At 41.6% G+C, this 15577-nt stretch carries 14 protein-coding genes; 8 read left to right on the top strand and 6 right to left on the bottom strand.

The genetic code is table 11. The annotated features are described in order from the left end of the window. Positions 1-11: 11 nt before the first annotated feature. The 8 genes from ispG to B0184_RS02045 all read left to right on the top strand — a co-directional run bounded on the left by ispG (position 12) and on the right by B0184_RS02045 (position 7471). Positions 12-1127 (top strand): flavodoxin-dependent (E)-4-hydroxy-3-methylbut-2-enyl-diphosphate synthase, encoded by a 1116-nt coding sequence (gene ispG / locus B0184_RS02080; protein ID WP_005707878.1) that lies wholly within the window; start codon positions 12-14, stop codon positions 1125-1127. 33 nt (positions 1128-1160) lie between these two features. Continuing rightward, on the top strand, positions 1161-2432 hold the full coding sequence (gene hisS / locus B0184_RS02075) for a histidine--tRNA ligase (protein WP_005707856.1): 1272 nt from the start codon (positions 1161-1163) through the stop codon (positions 2430-2432). Positions 2433-2445: 13 nt separating this feature from the next. Beyond that, entirely contained in the window at positions 2446-3069 is a 624-nt protein-coding gene (locus B0184_RS02070; protein ID WP_005707854.1) for a YfgM family protein, read from the top strand. A 117-nt stretch (positions 3070-3186) separates the two neighbouring features. After that, entirely contained in the window at positions 3187-3876 is a 690-nt protein-coding gene (pnuC, locus tag B0184_RS02065; protein ID WP_005707850.1) for a nicotinamide riboside transporter PnuC, read from the top strand. A gap of 29 nt (positions 3877-3905) precedes the next feature. Continuing rightward, a complete protein-coding gene (locus B0184_RS02060) occupies positions 3906-4535 on the top strand; it encodes an MBL fold metallo-hydrolase (protein ID WP_005707859.1) in 630 nt (209 codons plus the stop codon). A gap of 161 nt (positions 4536-4696) precedes the next feature. Beyond that, entirely contained in the window at positions 4697-6073 is a 1377-nt protein-coding gene (gene argH, locus B0184_RS02055) for an argininosuccinate lyase (protein ID WP_005707863.1), read from the top strand. 109 nt (positions 6074-6182) lie between these two features. Further along, the gene (gene nudB / locus B0184_RS02050; protein WP_005707865.1) at positions 6183-6623 is read left to right on the top strand and encodes a dihydroneopterin triphosphate diphosphatase; all 441 of its coding nucleotides are present in this window, start codon (positions 6183-6185) and stop codon (positions 6621-6623) included. Positions 6624-6730: 107 nt separating this feature from the next. Beyond that, positions 6731-7471 (top strand): YebC/PmpR family DNA-binding transcriptional regulator, encoded by a 741-nt coding sequence (locus tag B0184_RS02045; RefSeq protein ID WP_005707881.1) that lies wholly within the window; start codon positions 6731-6733, stop codon positions 7469-7471. Between the two features lie 74 nt (positions 7472-7545). Here the strand turns inward: B0184_RS02045 and B0184_RS02040 are convergent, their stop codons facing one another. The 6 genes from B0184_RS02040 to nrfA form a co-directional block, all read right to left on the bottom strand. Continuing rightward, the gene (locus B0184_RS02040) at positions 7546-9498 is read right to left on the bottom strand and encodes a site-specific recombinase (protein WP_005707848.1); all 1953 of its coding nucleotides are present in this window, start codon (positions 9496-9498) and stop codon (positions 7546-7548) included. 201 nt (positions 9499-9699) lie between these two features. Continuing rightward, positions 9700-11337, bottom strand: a complete 1638-nt coding sequence (gene pyrG / locus B0184_RS02035; protein WP_005707862.1) for a glutamine hydrolyzing CTP synthase — start codon at positions 11335-11337, stop codon at positions 9700-9702. Positions 11338-11529: 192 nt separating this feature from the next. Beyond that, the gene (gene nrfD, locus B0184_RS02030) at positions 11530-12495 is read right to left on the bottom strand and encodes a cytochrome c nitrite reductase subunit NrfD (protein ID WP_005707852.1); all 966 of its coding nucleotides are present in this window, start codon (positions 12493-12495) and stop codon (positions 11530-11532) included. Next, the gene (gene nrfC / locus B0184_RS02025) at positions 12495-13172 is read right to left on the bottom strand and encodes a cytochrome c nitrite reductase Fe-S protein (protein WP_005707847.1); all 678 of its coding nucleotides are present in this window, start codon (positions 13170-13172) and stop codon (positions 12495-12497) included. The genes nrfD and nrfC overlap by 1 nt, the downstream gene beginning before the upstream one ends. After that, positions 13172-13825, bottom strand: coding sequence for a cytochrome c nitrite reductase pentaheme subunit (nrfB, locus tag B0184_RS02020; RefSeq protein WP_005707875.1), 654 nt, complete (start codon positions 13823-13825; stop codon positions 13172-13174). The genes nrfC and nrfB overlap by 1 nt, the downstream gene beginning before the upstream one ends. 19 nt (positions 13826-13844) lie before the next feature. Continuing rightward, positions 13845-15347, bottom strand: a complete 1503-nt coding sequence (nrfA, locus tag B0184_RS02015; RefSeq protein WP_005707864.1) for an ammonia-forming nitrite reductase cytochrome c552 subunit — start codon at positions 15345-15347, stop codon at positions 13845-13847. Between the last annotated feature and the right edge of the window lie 230 nt (positions 15348-15577).

Raw genomic sequence — 15577 nt, 5'->3', positions numbered from 1 at the left:
TTCAATTAAATATGTCAGCAGTACAACATTCTCCGATTAAGCGTCGAGAGTCGAAAAAAATCTGGGTGGGGAAAGTACCTGTAGGAGGCGATGCACCGATTTCTGTGCAATCGATGACCAATACTCGCACTACTGATGTGGAAGCGACAGTCGCTCAGATTAAGTCATTAGAAAAAGTGGGGGCGGATATCGTTCGCGTTTCTGTGCCAACTATGGATGCGGCTGAAGCATTCAAAGTGATTAAACAGCAAGTGAATGTGCCGCTTGTGGCAGATATTCACTTCGATTACCGCATCGCCTTAAAAGTGGCGGAATATGGCGTGGATTGCTTACGTATCAACCCTGGTAATATCGGCAATGAAGAACGTATTCGTGCCGTTGTGGATTGCGCGAAAGATAAAAACATTCCGATTCGTATTGGGGTAAATGCAGGCTCGCTTGAGCGTGATTTGCAAGAAAAATATGGCGAACCAACACCGCAAGCCTTGCTTGAAAGTGCATTACGCCACGTGGATATTTTAGACCGCTTCAACTTTGATAATTTCAAAGTGAGCGTGAAGGCTTCCGATGTTTTCCTAGCGGTCGAATCTTACCGCTTGCTTGCAAAACAGATTGTGCAACCACTGCACCTTGGCATTACCGAAGCGGGTGGTGCACGTGCAGGTTCAGTAAAATCAGCGATTGGCTTGGGCTTACTGCTTTCAGAAGGCATTGGCGATACCTTGCGTATTTCATTAGCAGCAGATCCTGTTGAAGAAGTGAAAGTGGGCTTTGATATTCTCAAGTCGCTACGTATTCGCTCTCGTGGGATTAACTTTATCGCTTGCCCAACCTGTTCACGCCAAGAAATTGATGTAATCGCAACTGTAAACGCTTTAGAACAGCGTTTGGAAGACATTTTAACACCGATGGATGTATCGATTATTGGTTGTGTAGTAAATGGACCTGGCGAAGCACTGGTTTCTGATTTAGGCGTAACAGGCTCAAATAAAATGAGCGGTTTCTACTTGGATGGGGTGCGTCAAAAAGAGCGTTTCGATAACGATAAATTGATTGATCAGCTTGAGGCGAAAATTCGTGCTCGCGTGGCAGAACAAGCTCAACGTATTATGATTACACCAGCATAATTTAAAATTATTTTTATTTAAAAGGACAATATTGTGGCAAAAACCATTCAAGCAATTCGTGGAATGAACGATTGCTCTCCAACAGAATCTCCGTTATGGCAATGGATTGAAGCTAAAGTACGTCACGTGCTTGCAAGCTATGGTTATTCAGAAGTGCGTATGCCAATCGTGGAAAGTACCCCGCTTTTCGCTCGTGCGATCGGTGAAGTCACCGATGTTGTGTCAAAAGAGATGTATACATTCTGGGATAATGATGAACAATTAACACTCAGACCAGAAGGCACAGCGGGCTGCGTACGTGCTGCAATCGAACGTGGTTGGATTTATAACAATGAGCAGCGTTTGTGGTATATGGGTCCTATGTTCCGCCACGAGCGTCCACAAAAAGGGCGTTATCGCCAATTCCACCAAGCGGGCGTGGAAGTGTTCGGCATTGCAAATCCTGAAATTGATGCGGAATTGATTATTTTAACCGCACGTCTTTGGAAAGAATTAGGCATCGATCAGCATGTTTCATTGCAATTAAACTCAATTGGTTCACTTGAAGCTCGAGCAAACTACCGCTCAGCGTTAGTAGCATTCTTGGAAAATCATCAAGATTTAATGAGCGATGAAGAGAAAGAGCGCTTGGTAAAAAACCCACTGCGTATCTTAGATACTAAAAATGAAGCCCTTCAAGAAGTGCTAAACGGTGCACCGAAGCTATTAGATTATTTAGATGATGAAAGCCGCGAACATTTCAACCAACTTTGCAGTTTATTAGATGCAATGGGCGTGAAATATGAAATCAATCCAAAATTAGTACGTGGTTTAGATTATTACAATAAAACTGTGTTTGAATGGGTCACTTCTGCATTAGGTGCACAAGGTACTGTTTGCGGAGGTGGTCGTTATGATGGCTTAGTGGAACAGCTTGGTGGGCATTCAACCCAAGGCGTTGGCTTTGCAATGGGCTTAGAGCGTTTAGTGTTGCTCGTGCAAGAAGTGAATAAAGAGATTACACTACCACAAGCGGTCGATTTATATCTGGTTTATGCAGGCGAAGGAGCAACGCTAAATGCCTTCCAAATTGCGGAACAAATACGCACCGAATTACCACAAGTGCGTGTGATGACACACTGCTCAGGCGGTAAATTCCAAAAACAATTTAAACGTGCAGATAAAATCGAAGCAAAATATGCATTAGTGATTGGCGAAAGTGAAGTGCAAGCGAAAACTGTGGTCGTGAAAGATTTACGCAATGGTGCAGAGCAAATTACCCTTAGCCAAGCTGATTTAGTCGCAACCTTAAAAACATATTTTTAATTAGGACATTTCAATGAGTAGCGAATACCTCAATAAAACAGAAGAACAGCAATTCGAAGAAGCGAAGAGCTGGTTTAGAGAAAATAGCACACCGATTTTATTAGCGATCTTTGTGTTTGCCGCAGCCAGTTTTGGCTGGAATTTCTGGAAAAGCCATCAAACCGAATCGGCTATTCAGGCTTCAATTTCTTATCAAGCTACAATGGAAGCTTATGAGCAAGATCCTGTGAAAAATCAACCGCTTGTGCAGAAGTTTTTAGATGAAGCGAAAGGCACAAACTATGCGATTTTTATGCAACTTGAAGAAGCCCAAAATGCCGTAGCAAAAGCCGATTTTGCAGTAGCGAAAAGCCTATTAGAAGCGGCATTAAATGAAGCAAAAGATCCTTCATTACAAGCAATAATTCGTTTCCGTTTAGCTGCAGTAAACTTCCAATTAAAAGAGTTTGATGCAGCATTAGCTCAGTTAGATCAAGTTAAAGATAAAGCGTGGCAAGCACGCAAACAACTTTTTGCTGCGGATGTCTTAGCGGCTAAAGGCGACAAAGAAGCGGCAAAAAGTGCTTATGAGCAGCTAAAAGCCCAAACTTCAGGACAAGAGCGTGAGTTGATTGAGTTAAAAATCAACAATTTATAAGATGTAAAGGAGATTGTGCAAACACTCTCTTTTTTTTAAAAAAATAAAATTAAATGTTGCTTATCTTTTTCATTTATAATGGGACTGTTTTAATTACATTTCTTTTTTGGAGGTCTTATGAATTATAATCAACTACTTGAACAAACCAAACAAGAGCTTTTTGGTGGCTGGAAACCTTTTGAAGCGGCTTGGTTATTGATTTTTATTGCGGCACAAATCGGTATTTATATTTACAATCCCGACTCTATTTTAGGGATGGTGTCCGGCATTTCAGGCATTATTTGCAATGTTTTCGTCAGTAAAGGGAAGATCAGTAACTACTTCTTCGGTTTGATTTTTGCCTACACTTATTTCTATATTTCACTGGGTGCGAATTTCTTGGGTGAGATGAACACCACGCTTTATGTTTATATTCCTGCTCAATTTATCGGCTATTTCTTATGGAAAGCCAATATGCAAAAAGAGCAAAATAGTGATGCGGTCATTGCCAAAGCCTTAACAGTGAACGGTTGGATTGGCTTAATTGCTTTCCTTGTCATTGGCACCTTACTTTTCGTTGAGGTGCTCAATTATTATGGCGGTAGCTCAACAGGCTTAGATGGTTTAAGTACTATTATTGTGGTTGCAGCACAAGCCTTGATGGTGTTACGCTACCGCGAGCAATGGCTACTCTGGATTGTGCTTAACATCATCTCTATTGCACTTTGGGCAGAAAATACCTCAATGTATGTGATGTATTCAGCTTACTTACTTAACTCGCTTTACGGTTATTACAACTGGAGCAAATTGCAAAAAGCAAGTGTTTAAATTTCATTTCTATTAGATTGCCAAATTCAATGTTTAATTTACAAATTATCCCCGTCAGCCCATTTCAACAAAACTGCTCAATTATTTGGGATGATAACAAAAATGCAGCGATTATCGATGCAGGCGATGATGCGGACAAAATCATTCAGTTTGTTGAATCACAAGGCTTAAAGGTAGAAAAACTACTAATTACTCACGGACATCTTGATCACATTATGGCAATTGAAAAAGTTCGCGCTCATTTTGGCGTAGAAGTTTACGGCTCACACAAAGCCGATCAATTGCTCTTTGAACAACTGCCTCAAATGTGTGAAATGTTTGGTATTCCACCAGTAAAAGGTTTTCAGCCAGATCATTGGTTAGAAGAGGGCGATAAAATCAGTGTCGGTAGTTTAAATTTTGATATTCGTCATCTACCAGGGCACGCACCAGGCCACATTGGCTTCTTCGATTTTGAGAATAAAATTGCCTTTTCTGGAGATGTACTTTTCAAAGACAGTATTGGACGAACTGACCTTTATATGGGCAGTCTTGACCAACTGCTCGAAACCATCCGCACTAAAATGTTTGATTTAGATGATGATTTCATCATCATTTCAGGACATGGGCCACACACAACAATTGGGCGTGAAAAAGTGCACAATCCGTTTTTGAAGTAATTGTAGATTAGATAAGCGGTTGAATTTTGCAAAAAATTTGCAGAACTCGACCGCTTTTTACATTTTAAGGTAAATAATTATTGAATATTTTTGCATATTTATGCAAAATGGAGCCGATTTTTTTATAAATATAATTTCATTTTAGATTTAAGGAATAGCATATGGCACTTTGGGGTGGACGTTTTACACAGGAAGCAGACCAAAAATTCAAATTTTTCAATGATTCATTACGTTTTGATTACCGCTTAGCTTTACAAGATATTGATGGTTCCATCGGTTGGGCGAAAGCGATTACTTTGGTTGGCGTATTAACGGAAGAAGAGCATCAACAATTAGTGGCGGCGCTGAAAGAATTACGTGCAGAAATTGAGCCGAAAATTGAGATTATTTTAAAAGATGATGCGGAAGATATTCACAGTTGGGTGGAATCAAAACTCATTGAGAAAGTAGGTGATTTAGGCAAAAAATTACATACAGGGCGTAGCCGTAATGACCAAGTTGCAGTAGATATGAAAATGTGGTGTAAAGCTCAAGTCATTGTGATGCAAGAGCGTATCCGCAATTTACAAGAGAAATTAGTGCTGACTGCAGAAGCGAATCAACACGCGGTAATGCCTGGGTACACCCATCTTCAACGTGCGCAACCAATCACTTTTGCACATTGGTGTATGGCATATTTTGAGATGTTAGAACGCGACCACAGTCGTTTAACCGATGCGTACAAACGTATGTACACTTGCCCACTGGGTTCAGGCGCGCTGGCTGGCACAGCTTATGCGGTAGATCGTGATGCATTGGCAAAAGATCTTGGTTTTAGCATTGGCACACGTAACAGTTTAGATTCGGTTTCTGATCGCGACCACGTGTTAGAACTGCTTTCAAGTGCTTCAATCAGTATGGTGCATCTTTCTCGTTTTGCCGAAGATTTAATCTTTTTCAACAGCGGGGAATCAGCGTTCTTAGAACTTTCTGATCGCGTGACATCAGGTTCTTCATTGATGCCACAGAAGAAAAACCCTGATGCGTGTGAACTTATTCGTGGTAAATCAGGTCGTGTATTTGGTTCATTAACAGGCTTATTAACAACACTTAAAGGCTTACCACTTGCCTATAACAAAGATATGCAAGAAGACAAAGAAGGTATCTTTGATGCGATGGAAACCTGGCAGGCGTGTTTAGAAATTGCGGCACTTGTTCTTGAAGATATTAACGTAAACGTAGAACGTACGCGTGAAGCGGCTCAACAAGGTTACTCAAATGCAACTGAATTAGCGGATTATTTGGTTGCGAAGGGCATTCCATTCCGTGAGGCTCATCACATTGTGGGCGAAGCGGTAGTCTATGCCATTAGCAAACGAGAGCCATTGGAGGCGTTATCTGTGGCAGAATTTAAACAATTCCATGCCGTAATTGATGAAGATGTTTACCCAATTCTTTCGCTTGAATCTTGCTTAGAAAAACGTTGTGCGAAAGGCGGGGTAAATCCTGAATGCGTGGCGGAAGCTATTCGAACAGCGAAAGAGAGTTTAGGTGGTTGATTTTTATACCAAAGGGTGGACTTGAGTCCGCCCTATTTTTCTATTATCAAACCTCAATTTTTTTGCTAAAATCGCCACTCTTTTGCACAGAAAAGACGCATTCTCGCTTATGAAATATAAAAATCCTTATTCTGTTCTGGTTGTGATTTATGCTCAAAATACGAGCAGAGTGTTGATGTTACAACGCCAAGATGCTCCAAGTTTTTGGCAATCCGTAACAGGCACAATAGAGGAAGGAGAGCAACCTTTGCAAACAGCGATGCGCGAAGTGAAGGAAGAAACGGGAATCGATATTTTAGAGAGAAATTTAACCTTGGTGGATTGTCAGCATTCAGTGAAATTTGAGATTTTTCCGCAATTTCGTTACAAATACGCACCAGATGTCACACATAATACCGAGCATTGGTTTTTGTTGGCGTTGCCAGAAGAGATAGAGCCACAATTAAGCGAGCATTTGGCATTTCAATGGTTGGATGCAAAAGAGGCACAGAATTTAACCGCTTCTCCGAATAATGCGGAGGCGATTGGGAAGTTCATTATTAAATACTGATGCAAATTGTAGGGTGGGCATTCCTGCCCACCAATTAATTAAATTATCATGGTGGGCAGGAATGCTCACCTACGTTTATTTATATTTAAATTCAAGAAGGAAAACACATGGCAGGTCATAGTAAGTGGGCTAACATTAAACACCGCAAAGCAGCACAAGATGCACAACGCGGTAAAATTTTTACCAAATTAATCCGTGAATTAGTTACTGCAGCAAAAATCGGCGGTGGCGATGTGAGCGCAAACCCGCGTTTACGTTCAGCAGTAGATAAAGCGTTATCAAACAATATGACGCGTGATACCATTAACCGTGCCATCGAGCGTGGTGTGGGTGGTGGCGATGACACTAATATGGAAACCAAAATCTACGAAGGTTATGGTCCAGGCGGCACAGCGGTAATGGTGGAATGTTTAAGTGACAACGCAAACCGCACCATTTCACAAGTTCGCCCAAGTTTCACCAAGTGTGGTGGTAACTTAGGGACTGAAGGTTCTGTTGGTTACTTATTTAGCAAAAAAGGCTTAATTTTAATTGCAGAAGCAGATGAAGATGCATTAACCGAAGCAGCAATCGAAGCAGGTGCAGATGACATTCAACCGCAAGATGACGGCTCATTTGAAATCTATACTGCATGGGAAGATTTAGGTAACGTACGTGATGGCATTGAAAAAGCAGGTTTCAAAATTCAAGAAGCGGAAGTCACAATGATTCCATCTACTTCAGTAGATCTAGATGCAGAAACTGCACCCAAATTACTCCGTTTAATCGAGATGCTAGAAGATTGTGATGATGTACAAAACGTTTATCACAACGGAGAAATCAGCGATGAAGTCGCTGCACTTCTTTAAGGTGTAATAATAAAAAATCCCTTTCATTAAATGATGAAAGGGATTTTTGGTAAAACGAAAATTTATGTTGTTTATCACATCGGCAAAATCAAACTCAGCGGTTTTTGTTTGAGGATTTGCCATATGCATTTAGCAATATTTTTCCAGCTATCGACTGTCGTACCTAATGAGCGAAGTGCTAATGAAAGTGTAAATGAGAAACTTACCGCCAGATTAACCACGCCAATCAGCAACACAAAACCGAGGCTTTGCCAGAAAATTGCCCAGCCTAAATCACCGCTCATTACCGCATATCCCACATTTGCCGAAGAGAAAGCGATATGGCGGATATCAAGCGGGAGATTGAGTAAATAGCCCACCACGCCTGTTAAGCCGAGTAGCATCCCGAAGGCAAGATTACCCACAATCGAACCATAGTTGTTATGCATATAATTAGCAAAAACTGACCGCTTGTGTTCGCTCATTATTTTCACAAGTAGTGGGTGATACTGCAATCGCATTCGCAAGTTGAGATAATTACAACGGTTATCCACGTAGCCTGAAATCAAACCCGCACAGAAAAGCCAAATACCTGCAATTGCGGCGAACCAAAGTGTGCCACCGAGCGGGTCAATACTGTGCAATTGGTAAGCGATTTGATCCTGATCGAGTAATGGCTTATTTTCGAAATATTGGTAGCCATAAGCTACGAGCGAAGCAATCCCAACCGCTACCGTCACATTGCCAATAACCGCAATACTTTGGGAGCGGAATACATCAATCAGCAATTGTGCCAGCTTCATATTCACGGCTCGCCCTTGCGGATTTTTTCCAACGAAATCAGCAAATCGCGCGGCGGTCATTGCGGGCTGCTTGGTTGCAACAGTAAAGTGCAACATAAAAATCAGGGTAAAACCAATACCGTAATTTAGCCCCTCGGCAATACCTTTTAGCATCTTATCTTCAATCACACCGCCCAGGTAAATTTTGAACAATGCCATCAACGCAATTAGTACGCCTCCGCCTGCGGCAGAGTAGAACATCGAAAGATACTCACTTTTAGTGCGAGTAATATAATGCTCACCGTGGTCGCTAGTGTTCTGTGTGATGCTCCGTGAAAGCATACTCACACTCTGCTTCCAAAGCGCGGAGATGCTATGTTTATTTGCAGAAGCAATGGCTAAATTTCCAGCCAAAAGCAAAATTCGGCGTGGCAAAAATCGATTAGAAGCAAATACCTCCATCAACATCGCAAGGCGCTCAAGCGTCTGCTCCAATCGTTCAAGCAGATAAGCCACTTCCATTGAAGAGCCCATCGCTGCCCCTTTTTTCTTCAAGCGGTCGATTAATGCCTTACTTTGGGCAAACATCACTTGCAAGTGCCCATCATCAAACAGCTCATTACGACGGCGTGCTTCAATCCAGAGCATCACCTCTTTTTGTAATGCAACAAAAGGACTATCTGCCTCAATTAAACTTGGATCTAAACGCATCAGTTCAGGCTGCATCTCTTCAGCAGCAATCCAAATCGAAAGCATCTTAATCGCAAATAGGCCTTCCGCCCGCAAATGAGCATCCACACGCTCACGTTCTCCCTCACTTGTATAACGATTAAGTAGTTTGAAAAGGCTGCTCCAATATCGCAACGGTACACTGTTGAGCCATTCGCCATCGTGTTTATCGTTAAACAAGATGAAAAAAATATCACGAAGATCTTTTATATCTGGCACGGCAGGATTGAATTTTTCATATAAGCGTGAGCGAAATTCGCGTCTAAAACCATCACGGCTTAAAATACCGTTAGAAATCAATAGCGGATAAAGTCGCATGCTGCATAACCAACGACAAAGTTGTGATGCCAAATTTTGCGTAAGTGGCTTGTTTTTCTTTAATGTTGTGATTAAAAATTTGAGTTGTAGCTCTCGATTTTCTTCGCAACGAATCCAATGGAAAAAGCCTTTTAGCAGCTCAAAAATATTATCTTCTGCGAGTTTTTGTTCGATAAATTGGATAAGTTCTTGTTCAGATAAATATCTTTTTTTCTTCAAATTTCCTCCTCCGTAGGTAATAGTTAAGTATAAGCTACATCCCTTTGGGATATGTAATGTACAGCCCCAAGAGGGCTGATTTATGCGTAGCCTAGTGTGAAAGCCCTAGGCAATAAAAGCTATAGAAAAAATAAGCGGTCAAATTTACAATCTCTTTTGCAAATTTAACCGCTTGTTAATCATTTTATCAACCCTGATGGATTATGCTTTATGTGAGTCTTGGTACTCTTTCGCTGCTTTTACAAAACCTGCAAAAAGCGGGTGACCATCACGCGGTGTTGAAGTAAATTCTGGGTGGAATTGAGCTGCTACAAACCAAGGGTGATTTGGCACTTCAATGATTTCCACTAATTTACGGTCTTCTGATAAACCAGTTACTTTCAAGCCTGCGGCTTCAATTTGCGGAAGCAATGTATTGTTTACTTCGTAACGGTGACGATGGCGTTCTTCAATGGTTTCTGCGCCATATAATGCACGAGCTTTTGAACCTTCGATTAAGTGGCATTTTTGTGCCCCTAAACGCATTGTGCCGCCTAAGTCTGAGTCATCAGAACGAGTTTCAACATTGCCATCTTTATCTTGCCATTCAGTGATTAAGCCGATTACAGGTTGTGGACAATCTTTGTCGAATTCGCTTGAGTTCGCTTCGGTTAAACCTGCTACGTTACGAGCATATTCGATTAAGGCAATTTGCATCCCTAAGCAGATACCTAAATATGGGATTTTGTTTTCGCGAGCATATTGAGCGGTACGAATTTTGCCTTCCACGCCACGATAGCCGAAACCACCAGGAACAAGGATCGCATCAACTCCTTCAAGCACGCTAGTGCCTTTGGTTTCTACATCTTGCGAATCAATGTATTTAATGTTCACGGTTAAGCGGTTGGTTAAACCCGCGTGTTTTAATGCTTCATTTACAGATTTATACGCATCAGGCAATTCCACATATTTACCCACCATACCGATAGTCACTTCGCCCGTTGGGTTAGCTTGGCGGTAAAGCACTTGTTCCCATTCAGATAAATCTGCTTCTGGACAGTCTAAACGGAAACGGTCGCACACAAAGCTATCTAAACCTTGTGATTTTAATAATTCTGGAATGCGGTAGATTGAATCTACATCTTTTAATGAAATTACCGCACGCTCTGGCACGTTACAGAATAAGGCGATTTTTTTGCGTTCGTTCGCAGGGATTGCACGGTCTGAACGGCAGATCAACACATCTGGCTGAATACCAATTGAAAGCAATTCTTTCACAGAATGCTGCGTTGGTTTGGTTTTCACTTCGCCTGCAGTTGGAATATATGGTACTAAAGTTAAGTGCATAAATAAGGTTTTTTCACGACCTACGTCTACCGCTAATTGGCGTAATGCTTCTAAGAATGGTAGTGATTCGATGTCGCCTACCGTTCCGCCCACTTCAACGATCACCACATCACGACCTTTACCACCTTCTATAACGCGTTCTTTGATTTCGTTAGTAATGTGTGGAATTACTTGGATAGTTGCACCTAAGTAGTCGCCGCGACGCTCTTTACGTAATACTTCAGAGTAAATTTTACCGCTAGTGAAGTTGTTCGCTTTGCTCATTTTTGAGCGGATAAAACGCTCGTAGTGACCTAAGTCTAAGTCGGTTTCAGCACCGTCCGCTGTCACGAATACTTCGCCGTGTTGCGTTGGGCTCATTGTACCTGGGTCTACGTTGATATAAGGATCAAGCTTCATAATGGTGACATTTAAACCACGAGCTTCAAGAATAGAGGCTAAAGACGCCGCGGCAATGCCTTTCCCTAAAGAAGAAACAACACCGCCCGTCACAAAAATATAATTCGTTGCCATTTTATTTGCCTTTGTGATGAAAAATTGGGTTGGAAATGAATTGAAGAGTTGGCATTTTTACGAAATCCCAACTATCAGGACGGGATAACAGTTTACAGCAAAAAGCCGTTTTTTGCTATCAGAAAATGTGAAAGCGGTCGATTTTGCAAAAAATTTAACAAAATTGACCGCTTGGAAAGCAAGGAGTTTAAATTAACTTGCTACTGTTAACTGCCCTGCATAAAGGATAAAGAAACGTAAGCAGAACACACCGATTAAGTCGAAGATAGAGACCAAAATGATGAATTTAGGGCTGTGTTTCACTTTGTGGCTACCAAATAGGTTGGCAACAAGTGGAATTAAGATACCGATAAAGAAAACCCCAATCCAGAATACCATTCCCCAGAAGCCTGTCATTGCGTTGTGCAAGGCAAGTTGTTTATCTGCTCCACCGAAATGCAAACCAACGAAGAACGCCACTAACAAACCTAATTCAGTAACCATAATCGGTACTTCGAATTTGTGGATAAAGTGAATTTCTCGGCTTTCACCTGAAAGTTTACCTGCAATTAAAATCATCAAGAAAGTCGCTGCGATACCTGATGAAGTACCCGATGCTAAGAACAAAGCTGGCAACACTGGGTTATTCAACATTGGGTAGCTGATTAACGCTGAAAGTAAGAAGCCCGTATAAGCACCAAGCACTGCAGCTAAGGTAAATAGCACAAATTCAATCGGTTTTAAGAGCTTACGTTCTGCGAAATCAATCCAAGGCAAGACGAATTTAAACACGGGGAAGTAACGATTTATAAGTACTGCGATCCAGTCTTTAAACATAATCGCAATCCAGACTACCAATACAGCCATATAGGCTTGGAACATCATTACGCCCATTGACATCACGGATGTGCCGTTGTAGTTAAACATCAGCTTCCAGAATGTCCACGGTTTAGTTAAGTGGAACACCAATAAGGTCAAACCAAGAATTGTTGGGATGGTACCTAAAATTGCCGCACTACGAATAATCCAGTTCTCACTTGGCTTTTCTACTTTTACGCTATTACGGAATGCAATAGCAAGCTGCACCGCACCAGAGGAAATCCCTAATAAGAAGAGATAAACCGCAATAGTGCTGTCCCACACTAAATTGGGGGTATGAAAAGGAATATAGTCGTTCATTATCTATGCTCCCCTTTGCCAAATGGAATGTGATATAAGTTCGGTTGAGTACCTAATGACACTTTGGTGCGATAAACTGGGTTTTCACGCACTTTTTTCGCCACGGCACTATTTGGATCGTTCATATCGCCAAAGGTTAATGCTTTAGTTGGACAAGCTTCTACACAAGCAGGCTGTTTACCTTCTGCAAGGTTGGTATCGCGACAGAAGTTACATTTATCCGCCGATTTTTTCTCTGGATGGATAAAACGCACACGATACGGGCAAACAGCGATACAGTATTGGCAGCCTACACATAAATTTGAATGTACATCGACAATCCCTGTTTCTGGATCGACAAATGAAGCTCCAGTTGGACACACTGCAACACAAGGTGCGTTTGAGCAGTGTTGGCAAGATTGGCGGAAGAATTCATATTCCACATTTGGGAATTCGCCATAAGGTTCGCTACGGATAATTTCTAAACGTGAAACCCCTTCTGGCACTTTATTTGTGGTGCGACAAGCGTCCATACATGCTGTACAACCGATACAAGATGTTTCATCATGTACCATCGCATAGCGAATTTTTTTCGGTTCATTCTCAGTTGCAAGAGTAACCGAAGCAGCAAGCCCTGTGCTTGCTACTACAGCGATAGCACCTGCCCCTGAGACGAAATCTCTACGGGTACAAGTCATTATTGGTTTTCCTTAGCTTCCTGAGCTTTAACTTCTTCTTTATGAGCCTGAATTTTAGTGTGGCAATCTGTACAAAGTTTGATACGTTGTTTTTCAGGAATTGCCTTCATCGGATCTTTTTCTGGGTGAAGTTCATGGCAGTTTGCACACGCAATTTTGTTTGCGTGAGTATCGTGAGCCCAGAATTTTTCACGCAATTTATCCGCCGTATGGCACGCCACACATACTTGATTTTGCTCGTGAACCGTACGTTCAAGTTCAGGTTTGCTTGCCTTTTGATCCATTTTGCTGAAACGCATTACATCACGCACACCTTTACGGTGATTTTCAGACATATTGCCATGGCAGCTTACACAAGTCACTTGCTCACCGCTATTTGGGCTTTTCGTTCCGTGTTGGAAGTGTTTACCCGCGTGGCTAAATGGTTTACCTGTCGCATTCGCGGTTTCGTGACATTGCGTACAATACTTATTCGGATCGCGACGTGCTTCATCTGCGACTTGAACATCTGATTTACCTTGCCACATCTGTTGTGGAAGTGGTGGCATTTCAGCATGAGTGGTTGAAATTGCAGAGAACATTGCAAAACAACTTACTAAAGCGACCGCTTGGAGGGCGATTGCTCGCCCTGCTTTTGAAATTAAGTTTTTCATATCGTCACCTCAAGCTTAATTATTTTGCTTCTGCTTTTGGTGTTGTGACTTCTTTTTGCACTTCAACTGGCGGTAATAAGCCTTTTTCGCGAGCTGTTGCTTCCCATTGTGGCACTACTGTGCGTAAGAATTCATCTTTCGCTGCTTGGTCTTTAGGAATATCTAAGCCAATTGCTTTTTGCGCTTTTTCACGGGTTGAAATATCTGGTATCGCAACTGGAGTAGTTACACCGTGTTTCGCTAATACTACACCTAATTGAGCACGTGCATCTGCAGCACGGTCGATACCTGTTGCAATCACGTGTAACATCATATCTGGTGCGTGCATATAGCCACCGTGACTCGCTGAAGTATAGTCCCAACGCCATTGAGCATGACGAATAGCTTTTAAGATATCTTTCATCTCATCAGGGGTTGCACCTGCTTCCCACGCAGCTTTCGCTTCAAAATGGGCTTTCACGATTTGATCTTCTAATTTGATCATTGCATCTTTTACTTGTTTTTTGTGCTCCGCAACACGTTTTTGAAGTGTTTCTTTGCTTTGCTCGTGACAAGTTTTACAAGTATTCTCAAATTGATCGAATGGATTACCGATTTTGTGGTCGGTGTAAACTTTGCCATCTTTATCTTTCACTTTCGGCATGTGACAGTCGATACAAGTTACGCCATTTTTGCCGTGCACACCTTGTGACCAAATTTCAAAGTCTGGGTGCTGTGCTTTTAACATTGGGGCTTTTGATAATGCGTGAGTCCAGTCAGCAAATTCAATATCATCGTAATATTTTTCAATGCTGCTCACATCTACGCCATTTTTCCAAGGGAAGGTTACATCTTTTTTATCTTTGAAATAGTATTCCACGTGGCAGTTTGCACATACAGCAACACGTTTGCCTTGTTTGTCTAAGTTTTCGAAAGTCCAACCTACACTTTCCAATGCACGTAATACGTGTGGACGAGCAACACGTAATGCAGGTTTACCTTCTTTAAAATCTTCTGATTTTGTATCGTGACAGTCGGCACAGCCGATAGAATTGACAATTTCAGAGCCATATTTCGCCCATTTTGGATCGAAATAACCACGCTCACTTTTCTCTTCAATTAAACGAGGTACATCGGGACCTTTACAAGTCCAGCATGCCATTGGCTGCGGACCATCATTTTCGTCTTTCGGTGCCCCTGTACGCAAAATTTCACGCACATCCGTGACGGCATAATAGTGACCACGAGGCTTGTTATATTCTTTTGAGAAAGAATAACCAGCCCAAAGAATGACACTACGAGGATCAGCTTCTAACGCACTACCACGGTCAGTCGATTCAGAAGTTGCTTTCCAAGAATTGTATTGAAGTGGATATTTATCTGCAAAAAGATGATTTGCAGATTCCACTGTTACACCTAATTTTTCATGTTTAAGTGCTTTTTGCGTTAAAGTTTCAGTCGCCTTTTCCTCAGCCTGTGCCGAATGAAAGCAACCGAGCATTGCAATGGTCGCCATTGCTAAAGTTTTGGTTAAACGTTTCACGATAGAGTCCCCCACAAGGAATGAATGTAAATGAGAATTTTTCTTATTAAAACAATAAGATACGGTAATCTTATGCGTGTGAGCATATAGAATTTATCAACTTGTTTCTATCGTAAAAATCGTTTTTTTTGAACTAAATCAACAAAAATAGGTAGAAATACCCCTTTATGGTTAATGGTAACTTATTCTAGTTATACCCATCCTTTCAATAAATAACCAACTTTAAAATT

Source organism: Haemophilus paraphrohaemolyticus (genome assembly GCF_002015045.1).
Classification (GTDB): domain Bacteria; phylum Pseudomonadota; class Gammaproteobacteria; order Enterobacterales; family Pasteurellaceae; genus Haemophilus_A; species Haemophilus_A paraphrohaemolyticus.
This window is presented reverse-complemented; position numbering and strand designations above follow the sequence as displayed.